22 protein-coding genes are annotated in these 20,415 nt (G+C 60.9%); 14 read left to right on the forward strand and 8 right to left on the reverse strand.

Going from position 1 to position 20,415, the window contains the following annotated elements:
- Positions 1–4: 4 nt before the first annotated feature.
- Both J3Q04_RS04350 and J3Q04_RS04355 read right to left on the reverse strand, forming a co-directional pair.
- The gene (locus J3Q04_RS04350) at positions 5–529 is read right to left on the reverse strand and encodes a KdsC family phosphatase (protein ID WP_039592232.1); all 525 of its coding nucleotides are present in this window, start codon (positions 527–529) and stop codon (positions 5–7) included.
- A complete protein-coding gene (locus J3Q04_RS04355) occupies positions 529–1,503 on the reverse strand; it encodes a KpsF/GutQ family sugar-phosphate isomerase (RefSeq protein ID WP_420765515.1) in 975 nt (324 codons plus the stop codon). The genes J3Q04_RS04350 and J3Q04_RS04355 overlap by 1 nt, the downstream gene beginning before the upstream one ends.
- Before the next feature lie 272 nt (positions 1,504–1,775).
- Here J3Q04_RS04355 and J3Q04_RS04360 point away from each other — a divergent pair, with 272 nt between their 5' ends.
- From J3Q04_RS04360 to hisC, 10 genes are all read left to right on the forward strand, one after another.
- Positions 1,776–2,585, forward strand: coding sequence for an ATP-binding cassette domain-containing protein (locus tag J3Q04_RS04360; RefSeq protein WP_434607757.1), 810 nt, complete (start codon positions 1,776–1,778; stop codon positions 2,583–2,585).
- On the forward strand, positions 2,585–3,382 hold the full coding sequence (mlaE, locus tag J3Q04_RS04365; protein ID WP_420765513.1) for a lipid asymmetry maintenance ABC transporter permease subunit MlaE: 798 nt from the start codon (positions 2,585–2,587) through the stop codon (positions 3,380–3,382). Before J3Q04_RS04360 ends, mlaE begins: the two co-directional genes overlap by 1 nt.
- A complete protein-coding gene (mlaD, locus tag J3Q04_RS04370) occupies positions 3,382–3,849 on the forward strand; it encodes an outer membrane lipid asymmetry maintenance protein MlaD (protein WP_420765512.1) in 468 nt (155 codons plus the stop codon). Before mlaE ends, mlaD begins: the two co-directional genes overlap by 1 nt.
- An 11-nt stretch (positions 3,850–3,860) precedes the next feature.
- Complete coding sequence (locus J3Q04_RS04375; protein ID WP_420765511.1) at positions 3,861–4,514, forward strand: MlaC/ttg2D family ABC transporter substrate-binding protein; 654 nt, start codon at positions 3,861–3,863, stop codon at positions 4,512–4,514.
- Between the two features lie 8 nt (positions 4,515–4,522).
- Positions 4,523–4,828, forward strand: a complete 306-nt coding sequence (locus tag J3Q04_RS04380) for an STAS domain-containing protein (RefSeq protein ID WP_434560631.1) — start codon at positions 4,523–4,525, stop codon at positions 4,826–4,828.
- 114 nt (positions 4,829–4,942) lie between these two features.
- The gene (locus J3Q04_RS04385) at positions 4,943–5,182 is read left to right on the forward strand and encodes a BolA family protein (RefSeq protein WP_003221710.1); all 240 of its coding nucleotides are present in this window, start codon (positions 4,943–4,945) and stop codon (positions 5,180–5,182) included.
- 22 nt (positions 5,183–5,204) lie between these two features.
- Positions 5,205–6,470, forward strand: a complete 1,266-nt coding sequence (gene murA, locus J3Q04_RS04390) for a UDP-N-acetylglucosamine 1-carboxyvinyltransferase (protein ID WP_144922830.1) — start codon at positions 5,205–5,207, stop codon at positions 6,468–6,470.
- Positions 6,471–6,596: 126 nt separating this feature from the next.
- Positions 6,597–7,232: an ATP phosphoribosyltransferase gene (gene hisG / locus J3Q04_RS04395; RefSeq protein ID WP_047699553.1), complete on the forward strand. Its 636-nt coding sequence runs from the start codon at positions 6,597–6,599 to the stop codon at positions 7,230–7,232.
- Positions 7,233–7,355: 123 nt separating this feature from the next.
- Positions 7,356–8,681, forward strand: a complete 1,326-nt coding sequence (gene hisD / locus J3Q04_RS04400) for a histidinol dehydrogenase (protein WP_434607752.1) — start codon at positions 7,356–7,358, stop codon at positions 8,679–8,681.
- 1 nt (position 8,682) lies between these two features.
- The gene (hisC, locus tag J3Q04_RS04405; RefSeq protein ID WP_434607750.1) at positions 8,683–9,735 is read left to right on the forward strand and encodes a histidinol-phosphate transaminase; all 1,053 of its coding nucleotides are present in this window, start codon (positions 8,683–8,685) and stop codon (positions 9,733–9,735) included.
- A gap of 204 nt (positions 9,736–9,939) precedes the next feature.
- On the opposite strand, the gene J3Q04_RS04410 is transcribed toward hisC, so the two are convergent.
- From J3Q04_RS04410 to algW, 3 genes are all read right to left on the reverse strand, one after another.
- The gene (locus J3Q04_RS04410) at positions 9,940–10,659 is read right to left on the reverse strand and encodes a DUF4198 domain-containing protein (RefSeq protein ID WP_434607748.1); all 720 of its coding nucleotides are present in this window, start codon (positions 10,657–10,659) and stop codon (positions 9,940–9,942) included.
- Positions 10,660–10,779: 120 nt separating this feature from the next.
- The gene (locus J3Q04_RS04415) at positions 10,780–11,058 is read right to left on the reverse strand and encodes a hypothetical protein (RefSeq protein ID WP_434611704.1); all 279 of its coding nucleotides are present in this window, start codon (positions 11,056–11,058) and stop codon (positions 10,780–10,782) included.
- 156 nt (positions 11,059–11,214) lie between these two features.
- A complete protein-coding gene (gene algW / locus J3Q04_RS04420) occupies positions 11,215–12,375 on the reverse strand; it encodes a Do family serine endopeptidase AlgW (RefSeq protein ID WP_420765507.1) in 1,161 nt (386 codons plus the stop codon).
- A gap of 104 nt (positions 12,376–12,479) precedes the next feature.
- Here algW and J3Q04_RS04425 point away from each other — a divergent pair, with 104 nt between their 5' ends.
- The 3 genes from J3Q04_RS04425 to cysN all read left to right on the forward strand — a co-directional run bounded on the left by J3Q04_RS04425 (position 12,480) and on the right by cysN (position 16,317).
- The gene (locus tag J3Q04_RS04425) at positions 12,480–13,238 is read left to right on the forward strand and encodes a Nif3-like dinuclear metal center hexameric protein (RefSeq protein WP_434560621.1); all 759 of its coding nucleotides are present in this window, start codon (positions 12,480–12,482) and stop codon (positions 13,236–13,238) included.
- A 253-nt stretch (positions 13,239–13,491) separates the two neighbouring features.
- Positions 13,492–14,409, forward strand: a complete 918-nt coding sequence (gene cysD, locus J3Q04_RS04430) for a sulfate adenylyltransferase subunit CysD (protein ID WP_030139871.1) — start codon at positions 13,492–13,494, stop codon at positions 14,407–14,409.
- A gap of 9 nt (positions 14,410–14,418) precedes the next feature.
- Entirely contained in the window at positions 14,419–16,317 is a 1,899-nt protein-coding gene (gene cysN, locus J3Q04_RS04435; protein ID WP_420765505.1) for a sulfate adenylyltransferase subunit CysN, read from the forward strand.
- Between the two features lie 170 nt (positions 16,318–16,487).
- On the opposite strand, the gene J3Q04_RS04440 is transcribed toward cysN, so the two are convergent.
- From J3Q04_RS04440 to J3Q04_RS04450, 3 genes are all read right to left on the reverse strand, one after another.
- Complete coding sequence (locus J3Q04_RS04440; protein ID WP_434607745.1) at positions 16,488–17,396, reverse strand: acyltransferase; 909 nt, start codon at positions 17,394–17,396, stop codon at positions 16,488–16,490.
- Complete coding sequence (gene pta / locus J3Q04_RS04445) at positions 17,397–19,496, reverse strand: phosphate acetyltransferase (RefSeq protein ID WP_420765503.1); 2,100 nt, start codon at positions 19,494–19,496, stop codon at positions 17,397–17,399.
- Positions 19,497–19,585: 89 nt separating this feature from the next.
- A complete protein-coding gene (locus tag J3Q04_RS04450) occupies positions 19,586–19,924 on the reverse strand; it encodes a DUF3565 domain-containing protein (RefSeq protein WP_420765502.1) in 339 nt (112 codons plus the stop codon).
- Here J3Q04_RS04450 and J3Q04_RS04455 point away from each other — a divergent pair.
- Positions 19,893–20,378 carry an FKBP-type peptidyl-prolyl cis-trans isomerase gene (locus J3Q04_RS04455; RefSeq protein WP_265066092.1) on the forward strand — a complete coding sequence of 162 codons (486 nt, stop codon included), beginning with the start codon at positions 19,893–19,895 and terminating at the stop codon, positions 20,376–20,378. The two genes, J3Q04_RS04450 and J3Q04_RS04455, sit on opposite strands and share 32 nt — an antisense overlap.
- Positions 20,379–20,415: the final 37 nt, after the last annotated feature.

The raw sequence follows: 20,415 nt of genomic DNA on the forward strand, positions 1-20,415 counted from the left end.
TGGCTCACAAGTATGCGGCGTTGGCCGCTTCGAGGTGGCCCTGGGCACGCAGGATCAGTTCACAGAATTCACGGGCTGCACCTTCGCCGCCCCTTGCCGTGGTGACGCCATGGGCGTGCTCGCGCACGAACGCCGCTGCGTTGGCCACTGCCATGCCCAGGCCGACCCGACGGATGACCGGCAGGTCCGGCAGATCGTCGCCCAGGTAGGCGACCTGTTCATAGCTTAGATTGAGTTGGCCAAGGAGCTCGTCCAGAACCACCAGTTTGTCTTCGCGGCCCTGGTAAAGGTGGGGGATGCCCAGGTTCTTCGCCCGCCGTTCGACCACCGGGGTCTTGCGGCCGCTGATAATGGCCGTTTGCACGCCCGAGGCCATCAGCATCTTGATGCCTTGGCCGTCGAGTGTGTTGAAGGTCTTGAATTCGCTGCCGTCTTCGAGGAAATAAAGGCGGCCGTCGGTGAGTACACCGTCGACGTCGAATACGGCGAGCTTGATGGTCTTGCCCCGTTGCAGCAGGTCGGTCGTCATTACATTACTCCAGCACGCAGCAGGTCGGACAGGTTGAAGGCGCCGATCGGGCGGTCTTCGTCATCCACTACCACCAGTGCGTTTATCCTGTGGTCTTCCATGATTTTAAGGGCTTCGGCGGCAAGCATGTCGGCGCGGGCGGTCTTGCCGTGCAGCGTCATGACTTCGTCGATGGTTGCGTTGCGAATGTCGATCGCGCGGTCGAGGGTGCGGCGCAGGTCGCCGTCTGTGAAAATCCCGGCGAGCTTGCCGTCGGCTTCGAGGATCACGGTCATGCCCAGGCCCTTGCGGGTCATTTCCATCAGCGCATCTTTGAGCAGCGTGCCGCGTTGCACCTGCGGCAGCTCTTCTCCGGCGTGCATCACGTTTTCGACTTTCAGCAACAGGCGACGGCCCAGCGCGCCACCGGGATGGGAAAAGGCGAAATCCTCCGCCGTGAAGCCCCGGGCTTCCAGCAGGGCCACGGCCAGGGCATCGCCCATGACCAGTGCCGCGGTGGTGGAGGAGGTCGGGGCCAGGTTCAGCGGGCAGGCTTCGTGCTCGACATGGACATTGAGGTTCACCTCGGCGGCCTTGGCCAACGGGGAGTCCGGGTTGCCGGTGATGCTGATCATCTGGATGCCCAGGCGCTTGATCAGCGGCAGCAACGTGAGGATTTCATTGGTCGAGCCGGAGTTGGACAGGGCCAGGATGACATCGTCCCGGGTAATCATGCCCATGTCGCCGTGGCTGGCTTCGGCCGGGTGGACAAAAAATGCCGTCGTGCCCGTGCTCGCCAGCGTGGCGGCGATCTTGTTGCCGATGTGGCCGGACTTACCCATGCCGACCACGACCACGCGGCCCTTGCTGGCCAGAATCATCTCGCAGGCACGTACGAAATCAGCGTCGATGTGGGCCAGTAAGCCTTGTACGGCTTCGAGCTCGAGGCGGATGGTACGTTGTGCCGATTGAATCAGGTCGCTGGATTGGCTCATGTCAGATCGTATAGCCCGATGAAAAGGCGGCGATTATAGCGGTAATGAACGATTCCCTCACGTTAGTTCGTCACGCTTTGTTCGAACGGTTGCAAGGCTGGACATAAAATGTGGTGTTTTACCTTAAGCCAGGCTTAACGGGCGGGGGGTTGGCCTTGGGCGCCTGACGCTTGCAGTGATATAGTTCGCCGCCGGTTCGTGTGCCCGGCGGTACCGGCATTTGTCGGCTGGCCTGGGCATTCGGATATGAGGCTGCATCGCAAGGAGTTTAGATGAGTGCCGACAACGCCTACGCGGTCGAGCTGAAGGGACTGTCCTTCAAGCGAGGGACGCGCAGCATTTTCAATGACATCGATATTCGCATCCCGCGCGGCAAGGTGACCGGCATCATGGGGCCTTCCGGGTGCGGAAAGACCACGCTGCTGCGGCTGATGGGGGCACAACTGCACCCTAGCGCCGGCGAAGTCTGGGTCAATGGCCAGAACCTTCCAAAGTTGTCGCGCAGCGATTTGTTCGATGCGCGCAAGCATATGGGGGTGCTGTTCCAGAGCGGCGCGCTGTTTACCGACCTCGATGTGTTCGAGAACGTGGCGTTTCCCCTGCGGGTCCATACCGAACTGCCGGACGAAATGATCCGCGACATCGTTTTGCTCAAGCTGCAGGCCGTCGGGCTGCGCGGGGCCCTGGATTTGATGCCGGATGAACTGTCCGGTGGCATGAAGCGTCGCGTGGCGTTGGCGCGGGCCATCGCCCTCGATCCAAAAATCCTCATGTACGACGAGCCCTTTGTTGGCCAGGACCCCATTGCCATGGGCGTGCTCGTGCGGTTGATCCGCCTGCTCAATGACGCCCTGGGCATCACCAGCATCGTGGTGTCCCACGACCTGGCCGAAACCGCGAGCATCGCCGACTACATCTATGTCGTTGGCGATGGCCAGGTGCTGGGGCAGGGTACGCCCAAGGAATTGAAGGATTCGGACAACCCACGCATTCGCCAATTCATGAAAGGTGACCCGGACGGTCCGGTGGCGTTTCATTTTCCGGCCACGGATTACCGTACCGATCTGCTGGGGAAGCGCTGATGCGCAAGAAATCATTAATAGAAAGAATTCGCCTGTTCGGCCGTTCCGGCATCGACGTGCTGGCCGTGCTGGGGCGTTCCACGCTGTTCCTGATGCACGCACTGCTCGGACGCAATTCGACCGGAGGCGGTTTTGGCCTGCTGGTCAAGCAATTGCATTCGGTGGGGGTGATGTCCCTGGTGATCATCGTCGTCTCGGGCATCTTCATTGGCATGGTACTGGCGCTCCAGGGCTTCAGCATCCTGTCCAGCTATGGATCGGAGCAAGCGGTCGGGCAAATGGTCGCGCTGACCTTGTTGCGCGAGCTCGGGCCCGTGGTGACGGCGCTGCTGTTCGCTGGGCGTGCCGGGTCGGCGTTGACCGCTGAAATCGGCAACATGAAGTCCACCGAGCAGTTGTCCAGCCTGGAAATGATTGGTGTCGATCCGCTCAAGTACATCATTGCCCCGCGCCTGTGGGCCGGCTTCATCTCGCTGCCGGTGCTGGCGATGATCTTCAGTGTCGTGGGGATCTGGGGAGGCTCCTGGGTGGCCGTCGATTGGCTGGGGGTCTATGAAGGTTCCTACTGGTCCAACATGCAGAACAGCGTCGACTTTCTCGACGATGTGCTCAACGGTGTGATCAAGAGTGCCGTATTCGCTTTCGTGGTCACCTGGATCGCCGTGTTCCAAGGTTATGACTGTGAGCCCACGTCAGAGGGGATCAGCCGTGCCACAACCAAGACCGTGGTCTATGCCTCGTTGGCCGTCCTGGGCCTTGACTTTATTCTGACCGCCTTGATGTTTGGAGATTTCTGATGCAAAACCGCACCCTGGAAATCGGTGTCGGCCTTTTCTTGCTGGCTGGCATCCTGGCTTTGCTGCTGCTGGCCCTGCGAGTCAGTGGACTGGCGCCGACCGCGAGCACCGATACTTATAAACTTTATGCTTATTTTGACAATATCGCCGGTTTGACGGTCAGAGCCAAGGTAACCATGGCCGGTGTCACCATCGGCAAGGTCACGGCAATCGATCTGGACCGCGACAGTTTCACCGGTCGGGTAACGCTGCAACTGGAAAAGCGGGTGGATAACCTGCCGACTGACTCCACTGCATCGATTCTCACGGCTGGGCTGTTGGGCGAGAAATACATCGGTATCAGCGTGGGTGGGGAAGATGCCTTGCTCAAGGACGGTGGGACCATCCACGATACACAGTCGTCCCTGGTGCTCGAGGACCTGATCGGTAAATTCCTGCTCAATACCGTGAACAAAGACGCCAAATGAGGAGCTATTGAATGATCTCTATCCTGCGACGCAGCCTGCTGGTCTTGCTGGCGGCCCTGCCGCTGATGGGCAATGCCGTGGCGGCGCCTTCGGCGCACGACATCATCAAGACCACCACGGATCAACTTCTGGCGGATCTCTCTGCCAATAAGGAAAAGTACAAGCAGGACCCGGGTGCGTTCTATGAATCCCTGAACCGTATCGTCGGGCCGGTCGTGGATGCCGATGGCATTTCCAAGAGCATCATGACCGTCAAATACTCGCGCAAGGCTACGCCCGAGCAGATGACCCGCTTTCAGGAAAACTTCAAGCGCAGCCTGTTCCAGTTCTATGGCAACGCCTTGCTCGAGTACAACAACCAGGGCATCACGGTCGATCCGGCCAAGGATGAGTCAGGTGATCGCACCAGCGTCGGCATGACGGTCAAGGGCAATAACGGCGCCGTATATCCGGTGTCCTACACGCTCGAGAAAATCAGCGGCGAGTGGAAAGTACGCAACGTGATCATCAACGGCATCAACATCGGCAAGTTGTTCCGCGATCAATTCGCCGATGCGATGCAGCGCAACGGCAACGACCTGAACAAGACCATCGACGGTTGGGCGGGTGAAGTCGCCAAGGCGAAGGAAGTTGCCGAAGATGCCCAAGAGAAGCAGCAACAATGAATGCGTCGGTGAGTGAGTCGGCCGTTCGCCTGGGCGAGTCTGGCGAGTTGCTGCTCAGTGGCGTGCTGGATTACCGCACCGGTCCGGGTTTGCGCAAGCAGGGCCAGGCGTTGATCCAATCCGCCAAGGCCGCCGAGTTGGTCATTGACTGCTCGGCGGTGGAAAAGTCCAGCAGCGTCGGTCTGTCCCTCCTGCTGTGCTTCATGCGCGACGCCAAGGCCGCCGGCAAGACGTGGAGCATCCGTGGGATGCCTGAGGACATGCGCGAAATAGCCCAGGTCAGCGAATTGACCGAGCTGTTGGAGCACCCCTGATTCACAACTTCGTAAAAGCCCCCCGTCAGAGTCCTGCTTCGCGGGGTTCGCAGGCGCGGGGCTTTTTTGTATGATGTGCGACCCGTGCGCACAGGGCGCCGATTGAGGTTGAGCATGCAGGCTGTAGAAGTGAAGAGCTTCCTTGAAGGAAAGCTGCCTGGTACGCAGGTGGAAGTTGAAGGCGAAGGCTGCAATTTCCAGCTGAACGTGATCAGCGATGAACTGGCGGCGTTGAGCCCGGTGAAGCGTCAGCAGAGCATCTATGCCCATTTGAACCCATGGATCGCCGATGGCAGCATCCACGCGGTCACTATGAAATTTTTCAGCCGCGCGGCCTGGGCCGAGCGCACCTGAGCCCAAGGGCGTCGAGATTCTTATGGATAAATTGATTATTACCGGCGGCGTTCGCCTCGATGGCGAAATCCGTATTTCCGGAGCAAAGAACTCCGCGCTGCCGATCCTGGCCGCGACGCTGCTGTGCGATGGCCCTGTGACCGTGGCCAACCTGCCGCACCTGCACGACATCACCACGATGATCGAGCTGTTCGGCCGCATGGGCATCGAACCTGTGATCGACGAGAAACTCGCCGTCGAAATCGACCCACGTACCATCAAGACCCTGGTCGCGCCGTACGAGCTGGTCAAGACCATGCGTGCCTCGATCCTGGTGCTCGGCCCGATGGTCGCCCGTTTCGGTGAAGCCGAGGTGGCGCTCCCTGGCGGTTGCGCCATCGGTTCGCGTCCGGTGGACCTGCACATCCGTGGCCTGGAGGCCATGGGCGCGGTGATCGATGTCGAGGGCGGCTACATCAAGGCCAAGGCCCCTGAAGGCGGCCTGCGTGGCGCGCATTTCTTCTTCGATACCGTCAGCGTGACCGGGACCGAGAACATCATGATGGCCGCCGCATTGGCCAAGGGCCGCAGCGTGCTGCAAAACGCCGCTCGCGAGCCCGAGGTGGTGGACCTGGCGAACTTCCTGATCGCCATGGGCGCCAAGATCAGCGGCGCTGGCACCGACACCATCACCATCGATGGCGTCGAGCGCCTGCACTCGGCCACTTACAAAGTGATGCCGGACCGTATTGAAACGGGCACCTACCTGGTTGCCGCCGCCGTCACCGGTGGCCGCGTCAAGGTCAAGGACACCGATCCGACCATCCTTGAAGCTGTGCTGGAAAAACTCAAGGAAGCTGGCGCCGAAGTCACCTGCGGCGAAGACTGGATCGAAGTGAACATGCACGGCAAGCGGCCGAAAGCCGTCAACGTGCGGACCGCTCCCTACCCAGCGTTCCCGACCGACATGCAGGCGCAGTTCATCTCCCTCAACGCCATTGCCGAAGGCACGGGCGCGGTGATCGAGACGATCTTCGAAAACCGCTTCATGCACGTCTATGAGCTGCACCGCATGGGCGCCAAGATCCAGGTCGAAGGCAACACCGCCATCGTCACCGGCGCCGAGAAACTCAAGGGCGCGCCGGTCATGGCAACCGACCTGCGGGCCTCGGCCAGCCTGGTGATCTCGGCCCTGATCGCCGAGGGCGATACCTTGATCGACCGCATCTACCACATCGACCGCGGCTACGAGTGCATCGAAGAAAAACTGCAGATGCTCGGCGCCAAGATCCGCCGCGTGCCGGGCTAGTTCCGGCTGCATGGCACAAGGATGTGCCAGGATTTCGTTTCAAATCGAGGGTGGTTGCGCCCTCGATGTATGTCCGGCGCCGCTTGCGACCGGGCATGAGTACCTTGATTAGGACTGACGTTTCCCATGTTGACCATCGCACTGTCCAAGGGCCGCATCCTTGACGACACCCTGCCGCTTCTGGCTGAAGCGGGCATTGTGCCGACCGAGAATCCGGACAAGAGCCGCAAGCTGATCATCCCCACGACCCAGGCCGACGTGCGCTTGTTGATCGTGCGCGCCACCGATGTGCCGACGTACGTGGAGCATGGCGCCGCCGACCTGGGCGTTGCCGGCAAGGACGTACTGATGGAATACGGCGGCCAGGGTTTGTACGAGCCGCTGGACCTGCGCATCGCTCGCTGCAAGCTGATGACCGCTGGCAAGGTCGGCGCGCCCGAGCCCAAAGGGCGCCTGCGGGTCGCGACCAAGTTCGTCAACGTTGCCAAGCGCTACTACGCCGAACAAGGCCGCCAGGTCGACATCATCAAGCTCTACGGCTCGATGGAGCTGGCGCCGTTGATCGGCCTGGCGGACAAGATCATCGACGTGGTCGACACGGGCAACACCCTGCGCGCCAACGGCCTGGAACCCCAGGATTTCATCGCCGACATCACCTCCCGGCTGATCGTCAACAAGGCTTCGATGAAAATGCAGCACGCCCGTATCCAGGCTTTGATCGATACCCTGCGCAAGGCAGTGGAATCGCGACACCGCGGCTGATTCACCTGCGCGACCTTGAGTCGCGCCCGTCTATCCGCGTCATAGCCAATTTTCTCAGGTGCCCCCGCGAATGGACTGGTAGCTTAGGGCGCCTGAGCATTTGCCATTAATGAGGCCCTCGCTATGACCGCTCCCACCTCGATTCGCCGACTCAATGCTGCCGACCCGGATTTCGCACATCATCTGGATCATCTGCTGAGCTGGGAGAGTGTGTCCGACGACTCGGTCAACCAGCGGGTGCTGGACATCATCAAGGCCGTGCGCGAGCGTGGCGACGATGCCTTGGTGGAATTCACACAGAAGTTCGACGGCCTGCACGTGGCGTCGATGGCCGACCTGATCCTGCCGCGCGAGCGTCTGGAACTGGCCTTGACCCGAATCACCGTGGCCCAGCGCGAAGCCTTGGAAAAAGCCGCGTCCCGGGTACGCAGTTATCACGAGCGGCAGAAACAGGATTCGTGGAGCTACACCGAGGCCGACGGCACGGTGCTGGGCCAGAAGGTCACGCCGCTGGACCGCGCCGGCTTGTACGTGCCGGGTGGCAAAGCGTCCTATCCGTCCTCGGTGCTGATGAACGCGATCCCGGCCAAGGTCGCCGGCGTGACTGAAGTGGTCATGGTTGTCCCGACCCCGCGCGGCGAAATCAACGAACTGGTGCTGGCTGCCGCCTGCATTGCCGGCGTGGACCGGGTGTTCACCATCGGCGGTGCCCAGGCCGTGGCCGCGTTGGCCTATGGCACGCAAAGCGTGCCGCGGGTCGACAAGGTAGTCGGTCCGGGCAACATCTATGTCGCCACTGCCAAGCGCCACGTGTTTGGTCAGGTCGGCATCGACATGATTGCTGGCCCTTCGGAAATCCTCGTGGTGTGCGACGGTCAGACCGATCCGGACTGGATCGCCATGGACCTGTTTTCCCAGGCCGAGCATGACGAAGATGCCCAGGCCATCCTGGTCAGCCCGGACGCCGAATTTCTCGACAAAGTGGCCGCCAGCATCGACAAGTTGCTGCCGACCATGGACCGCGCCGAGATCATCAACACCTCCATCAATGGCCGTGGTGCCCTGATCAAGGTCGATGACATGGAGCAGGCCATCGAAGTCGCCAACCGCATCGCGCCGGAGCACTTGGAACTGTCGGTTGCCGATCCCCAGGCTTGGCTGCCGAAGATCCGCCATGCCGGCGCGATCTTCATGGGCCGTCACACCTCCGAGGCGCTGGGCGACTATTGCGCCGGACCGAACCATGTACTGCCGACCTCCGGCACCGCGCGCTTCTCGTCGCCGCTGGGGGTTTATGACTTCCAGAAACGCTCCTCGATCATTTTCTGCTCGGAGCAGGGCGCGTCCGAACTGGGCAAGACCGCGTCGGTGCTGGCCCGTGGCGAATCGCTGAGCGCCCACGCCCGCAGCGCCGAATACCGCATCAAAGACGAACGGAAGGGGAACTGAAATGAGTAGATTCTGGAGCCCGTTCGTCAAGGACCTGGTGCCGTATGTGCCAGGCGAACAGCCGAAGCTGACCCGCCTGGTCAAGCTCAACACCAACGAGAATCCCTATGGCCCATCGCCCAAGGCCCTCGCGGCGATGCAGACCGAACTCAATGACAACCTGCGCCTGTATCCGGACCCCAATAGCGATTTGCTGAAAAGCGCCGTCGCCCGGTATTACGGTGTGCAAACCAACCAAGTGTTCCTGGGCAACGGTTCGGATGAGGTGCTGGCGCACATCTTCCACGGTCTGCTTCAGCACAACCAACCGGTGTTGTTCCCGGACATCAGCTACAGCTTCTACCCGGTCTATTGCGGGCTGTACGGCATCGCGTTCGACGCGGTGCCGCTGGATGAACAGTTCCGGATCGACCCGACGGATTACGCCAAGCCGAACGGCGGGATCATCTTCCCCAACCCGAACGCGCCGACCGGCTGCCTGCTGGCGCTTGACGCGGTCGAGCAGATCCTCAAGGGCAGCCCGGATTCGGTGGTGGTCGTCGACGAGGCTTACATCGACTTTGGTGGCGAAACGGCCATCAGCCTGGTGGATCGGTATCCGAACCTGCTGGTCACGCAGACGCTGTCCAAGTCTCGCTCGTTGGCGGGATTGCGAGTGGGCCTGGCGGTGGGGCATCCGGATCTGATCGAAGCGTTGGAGCGGATCAAGAACAGCTTCAACTCCTATCCGTTGGGTCGTCTGGCAAATGTCGGTGGCGCGGCGGCGTTCGACGATCGCGAGTATTTCGACCGAACCTGCCGGTTGGTGATCGAGCACCGCGAGTGGGTGGTGGCCAAACTGGAGGCCAGGGGCTTTGAAGTGCTGCCATCGGCGGCCAACTTCATTTTCGCTCGTCACCCCCGGTACGACGCAGCGGGGTTGGCGGCGAAACTGCGTGAGCAGGGCGTGATCGTGCGGCACTTCAAGCAGGAGCGCATCGCGCAGTTCCTGCGGATCAGCATCGGTACGCCGGAGCAGAACCAGGCGCTGATCGACGGCCTAGGCGAGCTCTAAAGCGCTGCATGGATCCTGTGGGAGCGGGCTTGCTCGCGAAGGCTGTGTGTCAGTTAACGCCTGGATGACTGACCCAACGCCATCGCGAGCAAGCTCGCTCCCACATTGATTTCAGGGCGTCCTAACGATCAGCGACACTGAAATCCTTTGTGGGAGCGAGCTTGCTCGCGATAGTGGCCAGATCAGCTCCCACAATTTCAGCGCTTACTCGTGATGCGGCTCGCCAAGGAACGTCAGCGACGTAAACACCCCGCGCGTCGCGACATCCTTATTGTCCTTGAGCGGGATTTCCATCTGCGCGGCAATGACATTCAACCCTTCATTACGTACCGGTACCTTGGCCCGTCCCTCGGCGTCGGTTTGCGTGGTGACAGTACCTGGCGCGCTGCGATAGTCGCCCACCAGTTTCACGCCAGCGGCAGGTTTGCCATCGATCAGCACTCGCACCGGCAAAGGCTGGCCGGGGCCGACGGTCAGTGGGTCGACTTCCGGTACGATGACGAACTTGATCTGATCCAGTTTCGGCAGCTTCGCTCCCGGCTCATAGATCGCCAGGCTGTACTTGAAGGTCTGGGTCGATTCGATCGCCCCGGGTACCTTGCTGCGGCCTTCGTTGATCCACTTCTTGTCGGCGGTCTGTGACCACATGCCGTTGTCCAGGGCGACGGCCAGCACGGCCGGCGGCTTGAGGGGTTGCAGGCGAGCGTGGTCCGGCAGACGCTCCACGGTGACGGGGATCATGTTGCCGCCCAGGTCGTAGGCCCAGGCGCCACTGATTTTCTTCGCCTTGAAGGCGTTGTCCTCGGCGCCGTGACCGTAGATCACTTCGATGTTGCCGCGTCGCTGTTCTGTCCACAGGCCATGGGCCGAAGCCTGGGTGGCCAGGAGCAGGGCGAGCAGGGTGAAGGTCTTGGGGTATTTCATGCTGACTTCCTTATAGATTGGGGGTGAGGCTGACAGTGAAGTTGCGTGGATCACCGGGCGTGACCCAGTAATTGCTGTAGGAGCGTTCGTAGTATTTTTCGTCGAAAATGTTGTTCAGGTTCAGGCCCCGAGGTCGACCATCCCCCGTACTTCAAGTTGAGTAATGCTGTCGTGCCAATTGTTGTCTCGCTCACGGTAACGACGGTTCACCGTGTGGCCGTCGGCATTCAACGGGCGCGCTTCGGAAGCGAATCCCCAGAGTTCACCCTGCTTGTAATGGCTGGCCAGATGCACATTGATGGCGTCCAGTTCCAGGGGCTGGATTTCTTCGGCAAAAGCCGGATCGCCGAGCAACCCCAGGGTGAGGCTGGCAATGGAAATCCGTTTCAGAGATGACATGTTATGTTGTTCCAATTTTGCATTGAAACAATATAACACTACTAATGAGAATTTATGCTATCTGTAATTTCAGGTGTGGTTGTGGTCGCTGGATATCGAGAAGATGTGGCGAGGGGATAAATCCCCTCGCCAAGTAATCTCGCCAAAGTGGCGTGCTTACTGTTCTTCTTTAAGCACCACCGGCGCGGGTGGCGGGCGCAGGCCAATCTCAGCCGTGAGCTTGAGTTCCTTGCCGTTGCGCATGACCTGAATCGTGACCTTGTCGGTGGGTTTGATCCGCGCTACCTGGTTCATCGAGCGCCGGCCATCGCCGGCCGGTTCGCCGTCGATGCTCAGGATGACATCACCCAATTGCAGGCCTGCCTTCTGCGCCGGACCGTCGCGGAAGATGCCCGCCACCACGATGCCGGGTCGCCCGGACAAGCCGAACGACTCCGCCAGTTCCTGGGTCAGCGGTTGGACCTCGATGCCCAGCCAGCCACGAATCACCTGGCCGTGTTCGATGATGGACTTCATTACCTCCATGGCCAGCTTCACCGGAATGGCAAAACCGATGCCCTGGCTGCCACCGGATTTGGAAAAGATCGCCGTGTTGATCCCGGTGAGATTGCCGTTGGCATCCACCAGGGCGCCACCGGAGTTGCCAGGGTTGATGGCAGCGTCTGTCTGGATGAAATCTTCGTAGTTGTTCAGGCCCAGTTGGTTTCGGCCGGTGGCGCTGATGATGCCCATGGTCACGGTCTGGCCAACGCCGAACGGGTTGCCGATTGCCAGGGTCACGTCGCCGATTCGGATGCTGTCGGAACGGCCAATGGTGATCGCGGGGAGGTTCTTCAGATCGATCTTCAGTACCGCGAGGTCGGTTTCCGGATCGCTGCCGATCACCCGGGCCAGGGTTTCACGGCCGTCCTTGAGTGCTACCACGATCTGGTCGGCACCGCTGGTGACGTGGTTGTTGGTCAGGATATAACCTTCCGGGCTCATGATCACACCCGAGCCCAGGCTCGACTCCATACGCTTCTGCTTGGGCGAGTTGTCGCCGAAAAAACGCCGGAATTGCGGGTCTTCAAACAGCGGGTGGTTGGGCTTGTTGATGACTTTGGTGGTGTACAGGTTCACCACCGCCGGCGCCGCCAGGGTGACCGCGTCGGCATAGGACACCGGCCCCTGCTGCGGCGCCTTGGCTTGGGGCGCTTGTTGCAGGTTGACGTCGAGGCTTGGCAGCCCGACCCATTCCGGGTAGCGCTGGATAATCAATAAAGCGACAAGCACGCCGGCCAACAGCGGCCAGCCGGAAAAACGCAGCGCCTTGAACATTAAGCACGTCCTACAAAGGTTGCAGGCGGGATGGGACCGCCCATAATGTCGCGCATTATACGAGGCCGCGCGCGCCTCTGGACGGGATATTTAGGAGTCTTTTCATGGCCGTCGCCCTGAACACCCTGGTAGAAGAAGCGGACCGTTACCTGGCAAGCAGCCGGATCGCCGATTATTGCCCTAACGGCTTGCAGGTCGAAGGCGCCCCGCAGGTGATGCGTATCGTCAGCGGCGTGACGGCCAGCCAGGCGTTGCTCGATGCTGCCGTGGAGGCCGAGGCCGACCTGGTCCTGGTGCATCACGGCTATTTCTGGAAGGGCGAGAATCCCTGCATCACCGGGATGAAGCAGCGGCGCCTGAGAACCTTGCTCAAGCACGATATCAGCCTGCTGGCCTATCACTTGCCCCTGGACTTGCATGCCGAAGTCGGCAACAACGTACAACTTGCCCGACAACTGGACATCACCGTCGAAGGGCCGCTGGATCCGGATAATCCAAAGATCGTCGGCCTCGTGGGTTCTCTGTCCGAACCGATGACGCCTCGGGATTTCGCCCGCAAGGTCCAGGAAGTCATGGGCCGCGAGCCGTTGCTGATAGAAGGGGAACAGATGATCCGCCGAGTCGGCTGGTGTACCGGTGGCGGCCAGGGATACATCGACCAGGCGGTACTGGCCGGCGTCGATCTGTACCTCAGTGGCGAGGCGTCCGAGCAGACCTTCCACAGCGCGCGGGAAAACGGCATCAGCTTCATCGCCGCCGGGCATCATGCGACCGAGCGCTACGGCGTCCAGGCGCTGGGCGACTACCTGGCGCGGCGTTTTGCGCTGGAACACATCTTCATCGACTGCCCGAATCCGATCTGAGCCACTGATTGCCCCCTGTGGGAGCGAGCCTGCTCGCGAAAGCGTTATACCAGACACATTGATATTGACTTAGACACCGCCTTCGCGAGCAGGCTCGCTCCCACAAAAGACCAATGCGGCACCCGAACCGGCAGGCATATCCATATGCTGTTTCGATCTAGTTGGCGCCCTGATTAGAAGAGGTCGCTGTGCTAGGATTCCCCGCTCGAACACGGCCCGCTGGCCGTTCATAAGAAAGCTTTCGTGAGTAGCCATGGTCGACAAACTGACGCATCTGAAACAGCTGGAGGCGGAAAGCATCCACATCATCCGCGAGGTGGCCGCCGAGTTCGATAACCCGGTGATGCTGTACTCCATCGGTAAAGACTCCGCCGTGATGCTGCACCTGGCACGCAAGGCGTTCTTCCCCGGCAAGCTGCCGTTTCCGGTGATGCACGTCGACACCCGGTGGAAATTCCAGGAAATGTACAAGTTCCGCGACCGCATGGTCGAAGAGCTCGGCTTGGACCTGATCACCCATATCAACCCGGACGGCGTGGCGCAGAACATCAACCCGTTTACCCACGGCAGCGCCAAGCACACCGACATCATGAAGACCGAGGGCCTGAAACAGGCGCTCGACAAGCATGGTTTCGACGCAGCCTTCGGTGGCGCCCGTCGTGATGAAGAGAAGTCCCGTGCCAAGGAGCGCGTCTACTCGTTCCGCGACAGCAAGCACCGCTGGGACCCGAAGAACCAGCGCCCGGAGCTGTGGAACGTCTACAACGGCAAGGTCAACAAAGGCGAGTCGATCCGGGTCTTCCCATTGTCGAACTGGACCGAGCTGGACATCTGGCAGTACATCTACCTCGAAGGCATCCCGATCGTGCCGCTGTACTTCGCCGCCGAGCGTGAAGTGATCGAGAAGAACGGCACGCTGATCATGATCGATGATGAGCGCATCCTCGAGCACCTGTCCGACGAAGACAAAGCCCGAATCGTCAAGAAGAAAGTACGTTTCCGTACCCTTGGCTGCTACCCGTTGACGGGCGCGGTGGAGTCCGAGGCCGAGAGCCTGACGGACATCATCCAGGAAATGCTCCTGACGCGAACTTCCGAGCGCCAGGGCCGGGTCATCGACCACGATGGCGCAGGCTCGATGGAAGATAAAAAACGTCAGGGTTATTTCTAAGGGGTTGTCATGTCGCACGCATCTGATTTGATCAGCGAGGACATCCTCGCCTACCTGGGCCAGCACGAGCGTAAAGAGCTGCTGCGCTTTTTGACCTGCGGTAACGTCGATGACGGCAAGAGCACCCTGATCGGGCGCCTGCTGCACGACTCCAAGATGATCTATGAGGATCACCTGGAAGCCATTACCCGTGATTCGAAGAAAGTCGGCACCACCGGTGACGATATCGACCTGGCGTTGCTGGTCGATGGTCTGCAGGCCGAGCGCGAGCAAGGCATCACCATTGATGTCGCCTACCGCTATTTCTCCACCGCCAAGCGCAAATTCATCATCGCCGACACCCCCGGCCATGAGCAATACACCCGCAACATGGCCACCGGTGCTTCCACCTGTGACCTGGCGATCATCCTGGTGGATGCCCGCTACGGCGTGCAGACCCAGACCCGTCGCCACAGCTTCATCGCCTCGTTGCTAGGCATCAAGCACATCGTCGTGGCCATCAACAAGATGGACCTCAAGGACTTCGACCAGGGCGTGTTCGAGTCGATCAAGGCCGACTACCTCAAGTTCGCCGAAGGCTTGAAGATGAAGCCCACCAGCATGCACTTCGTGCCGATGTCGGCCCTCAAGGGCGACAACGTGGTGAACAAGTCCGAGCGCTCGCCGTGGTACACCGGCCAGTCGCTGATGGAAATCCTCGAGACCGTGGAAGTGGCGGGCGATCGCAACTTCACCGACCTGCGTTTCCCGGTGCAGTACGTCAACCGTCCGAACCTGAACTTCCGCGGTTTCGCCGGCACCCTCGCCAGCGGCATCGTGCACAAGGGCGACGAAGTGGTGGTGCTGCCTTCCGGCAAGAGCAGCCGCGTGAAATCCATCGTCACCTTCGAAGGCGAGCTGGAGCACGCCGGCCCGGGTCAGGCTGTCACGCTGACCATGGAAGACGAGATTGATATCTCCCGTGGCGACCTGCTGGTGCATGCCGACAATGTCCCGCCGGTCACCGACAGCTTCGAAGCGATGCTGGTGTGGATGGCCGAGGAGCCGATGCTCCCGGGCAAGAAATATGACATCAAGCGCGCCACGAGCTACGTGCCCGGTTCGATTGCCAGCATCGTCAACAAAGTCGATGTGAACACCCTCGAGGAAGGTCCGGCCAGCGCGTTGCAACTCAACGAAATCGGCAAGGTGAAGATCGCCCTGGATGCGCCGATCGCCTTGGACGGTTACGAGAGCAACCGCACCACTGGCGCGTTCATCGTCATCGACCGTCTGACCAACGGCACCGTGGGCGCGGGCATGATCGTGGCCCAGCCGCTGGCCCACGGCAGCAGCACGCACCACGGCAAACTGGCCCATGTGTCGGTGGAAGAACGTACCCAGCGCTTCGGCCAGCAGCCGGCCACGGTGCTGTTCAGCGGCCTGTCGGGCGCGGGCAAGAGCACGTTGGCCTATGCGGTGGAGCGCAAGCTGTTCGACATGGGCCGTGCGGTGTTTGTACTCGATGGCCAGAACCTGCGCCACGACCTGAACAAGGGGCTGCCGCAAGACCGTGCCGGACGTACCGAGAACTGGCGTCGCGCGGCTCACGTCGCCCGTCAGTTCAACGAAGCCGGCCTGCTGACCCTGGCTGCGTTCGTCGCGCCGAGTGCCGAAGGCCGTGAACAGGCCAAGGACTTGATCGGCCGCGAGCGCCTGGTGACCGTCTACGTCCAGGCCTCGCCAACGGTATGTGCCCAGCGTGATCCACAAGGGCTGTACGCGGCTGCCGGCGATAACATTCCGGGCGAGTCGTTCCCATACGACGTGCCGCTGGATGCCGACCTGGTGATCGACACCCAGTCGCTGACGTTGGAAGAAAGCGTCAAGCAAGTGCTGGATCTGCTGCGCAAGCGTGGCGCGATCTAAGGGAAACAGCTGCAAGCGGCAAGTAAAAGCCCGCCGATGAGTGATCATCGGCGGGCTTTTTTGTTGTCTGGAGGGACGCCATCGCGAGCAAGCTCGCTCCCACAGGTATTTGCCTCAGCAGTGACCATTGTGGGAGCGAGCTTGCTCGCGATGAGGCCGGTGCAGCCAGCTCAAGACTTGTCGGGATATTCCCGATGCATCTGCTCAAGCAGCGCATCCTTGTCCTGCCACAGCTGGTTGATCCAACCCTGGAACTCCAGGCGATATTCCCCGTCCTGGTCGTAGCTTTTGCCAATGAACTGCGGCGGTATCTTCAGCTCCTGGAAGTGCACCACCACCTCGCCAACGTTGCCGCAGAGCAAATCCCGATACCCCGGGCGGCCGCCCGGATAATGAATCGTCACGTTGATGATCGACTCCAATTGTTCGCCCATCGCATCGAGCACAAACGCGATGCCGCCGGCCTTGGGCTTGAGCAAGTAGCGAAACGGTGATTGCTGCTGGGCATGCTTGCTTTCGGTGAAGCGCGTGCCCTCAACGAAATTGAAAATACCCACCGGGTTGTTGCGGAATTTCGCACAGGTGCTGCGGGTGGTTTCCAGGTCCTTGCCTTTCTTTTCCGGATGTTTTTCCAGGTAAGCCTTGGAGTAACGCTTCATGAACGGGAAGCCCAGTGCCCACCAGGCCAGGCCAATCACCGGCACCCAGATCAGCTCTTGCTTGAGGAAAAACTTCAACGGTCGGATGCGTCGGTTCAGCACGTACTGCAACACCATGATGTCGACCCAGCTTTGATGATTGCTGGTGACCAGATATGAGTGTTGGTAGTCCAGGCCTTCCAGCCCGCTGATATGCCAGCGGGTACGGCGCAACAGGTTCATCCAGGCCTTGTTGTTGCTGATCCAGGCTTCGTGGATATGGCTCATCAGCCAGTCGGTAATACGCTGGGCAGCGGGGAAGGGCAGCAACAGTTTGAAGATCGCCACGATGAACAGCGGCGTGCAGCAGGCGATGGTGTTCAACGCCAACAGCAGCGAGGCGATCACGCCCCGTACAGGGGGAGGCAGGAAATCCAGCATTTAAATATCCAGAGGTCGGTTGGCGGCTTGAATCGCGGTCAAGGCGATGGTGTAGACGATGTCATCGACCTGGGCGCCACGCGGCAAGTCATTCACGGGCTTGCGCAGACCTTGCAGCATTGGCCCGAGGCTGACGCAATCGGCGCTGCGCTGCACGGCCTTGTGGGTGGTATTGCCGGTATTGAGGTCCGGGAAAATGAACACGGTGGCCCGACCTGCGACCTGGCTGTTGGGCGCCAGTTGCCGTGCCACGGCTTCGTTGGCGGCGGCATCGTATTGCAGCGGGCCGTCGATCAACAGCCCCTGTTGCGCCTCATGGGCCAGCAGCGTTGCTTCGCGGACCTTTTCCACTTCTTCGCCGCTGGCCGACTCACCGCTGGAATAGCTGAGCATCGCGACCCGTGGCGTGATGCCGAACGCCGCGGCGGAGTCGGCGCTTTGCAAGGCGATCTCGGCCAGTTCCGCAGCGCTTGGGTGCGGGTTCATCACGCAATCGCCGTACACCAGCACTTCCTCGGGAAACAGCATGAAGAATACCGACGACACGAGCGAACAGCCCGGCGCGGTCTTGATCAATTGCAACGCCGGGCGGATGGTATTGGCGGTGGAGTGGATGACGCCGGAGACGAGCCCGTCCACTTCATCCAGCGCCAGCATCATGGTGCCGATCACCACGGTGTCTTCCAGTTGCTGCTCGGCCATGGGGGCGTTCAGGCTTTTGCTCTTGCGCAGCCGCACCATGGGCTCGACGTAACGCTCGCGAATCACATCCGGGTCGAGAATCTCCAGCCCCGGCGGCAGTTCGATACCCTGGGCGCGGGCCACGGCCTCGACGTCGGCCGGTTTTGCCAGCAACACGCAGCGGGCGATGCCCCGCGCCTGGCAAATGGCGGCGGCTTGCACTGTCAGCGGTTCGCTGCCTTCCGGCAATACAATGCGTTTGTTGGCAGCCTGGGCGCGCTGGATCAGTTGATAGCGGAACACCGCCGGTGACAGGCGCATCTCCCGTGGCGTGCCGCAGCGCTGGTGCAGCCATCGGGCGTCCAGGTGGCTGGCGACAAAATCGGTGATTATTTCCGCGCGTTCGCGGTCATCGATGGGGATTTCCTTGTTCAAGCCGTTGAGCAGATTGGCGGTGTCGTACGAGCCGGTGCTCACCGACAGCACTGGCAACCCGGCCTGCAACGCACCGCGGCAAAGGTCCATGATGCGTGGATCGGGCAGGGTGTCGCTGGTCAGCAGCAGGCCGGCCAGCGGTACGCCATTGATCGCCGCCAGGCTCACGGCGAGGATGATGTCGTCGCGATCACCAGGGGTCACCACCAGTACGCCGGGCTTGAGCAGTTCCACGGTGTTGCGCATGGTGCGGGCGCAAATGATGATGTTGCTCATGCGCCGTGTTTCGTAGTCGCCGGCATTGAGCACCTGCGCGCCCATCAGGTCGGCCACGTCGCGGGTACGCGGGGCGTTGAGCTCGGGGCGAAACGGGATGCAGCCGAGCAGGCGGAAGTCGCCGCTGCGCAGCAACGGAGAATGTTCCTTCAGGCGCGCGGTGAACGCCTCCATGCTTTCGTCGGTGCGAACCTTGTTCAAGATCACGCCGAGGACTTTCGGGTCCTTGGGGCCGCCAAACAGTTGTGCCTGCAACTCGACGCGACCGGAAAGCTCCGTCAGCACTTCGTTTTCCGGCGCCGACACCAGAATCACTTCGGCGTCCAGGCTCTTGGCCAGGTGCAGGTTGACCCGGGCGGCGTAGCTGGCGCTGCGGGTCGGGACCATGCCCTCGACGACCAGTACGTCCTTGCCGACGGCGGCCTGCTGATAGAGGGTGATGATTTCTTCCAGCAGCTCATCGAGCTGGCCATCGCCGAGCATGCGCTCCACATGAGCCAGGCCCAGCGGTTGCGGCGGTTTGAGGCCGTGGGTGCGGGCCACCAGTTCGGTGGAGCGTTCCGGGCCGGTATCGCCAGGATGAGGCTGGGCAATGGGTTTGAAAAAGCCGACTTTGAGCCCGGCCCGTTCCAGGGTACGCACCAGCCCGAGGCTGATGGAGGTCAGGCCCACGCCAAAATCGGTGGGTGCGATAAAAAAAGTTTGCATGCGGATTCTCTAAGGGTGCATGGCCAGTGCCCTGTATTTGCGAAACAGGGCACCAGGGCGCGACCTATGACTGGTCATCTACCCACAATTCAGTCGCCAAGGTTATCGCTAACCGGGCCTTGAGCGCACCAGCCGCAAGCAAAGGGCTGGCCGATTTTTTCAATACGTTGCGCCGGGTCCAGTACCCAGGCCCGGGATTGCCACGGTGGCTGGTGGCGCAGGTGCTGGGTGTGGCCGCAAGACAGCTCGACGACCCAGTGTCCGTCCTCATCCTGGCGGAAACCCGTGACCGTTGGTCTGTTCGAGCTAGCCCGTTTGTCCGGGTTCCGTTCGCTTTCGGGCAAATCCTTGTTTAGACTTGTCCGTTCTTCATTCTTATGCAAAAGGTCTCGCCCCATGCTGATCGCCGCCAATAAGGCTGTCTCCATCGACTATACCCTGACCAACGACGCTGGTGAGGTCATCGACAGCTCTGCCGGCGGCGCTCCGCTGGTCTACCTGCATGGTGCAGGCAACATCATCCAGGGCCTGGAAAAAGCCCTCGAAGGCAAAACCACCGGCGACGAGCTGAACGTGACCGTCGAGCCGGAAGACGCCTACGGCGAGTACTCCGCCGAACTGGTCAGCACCCTGAGCCGCAGCATGTTCGAAGGTGTGGATGAGCTGGAAGTCGGCATGCAGTTCCACGCTTCGGCGCCGGATGGCCAGATGCAGATCGTCACCATTCGCGACCTGGACGGCGATGACGTCACCGTTGACGGCAACCACCCGTTGGCCGGCCAGCGCTTGAACTTCCAAGTCAAGATCGTCGATATCCGTGACGCCAGCCAAGAAGAAGTTGCCCATGGCCACGTCCATGGCGAAGGCGGCCATCACCACTGATTCCTGCGCTACGTTCAAGGAACCAGTGAACTGGAAA

The sequence above is a fragment of the Pseudomonas sp. D4-21 genome (assembly GCF_051132125.1).
Classification (GTDB): Bacteria; Pseudomonadota; Gammaproteobacteria; order Pseudomonadales; family Pseudomonadaceae; genus Aquipseudomonas.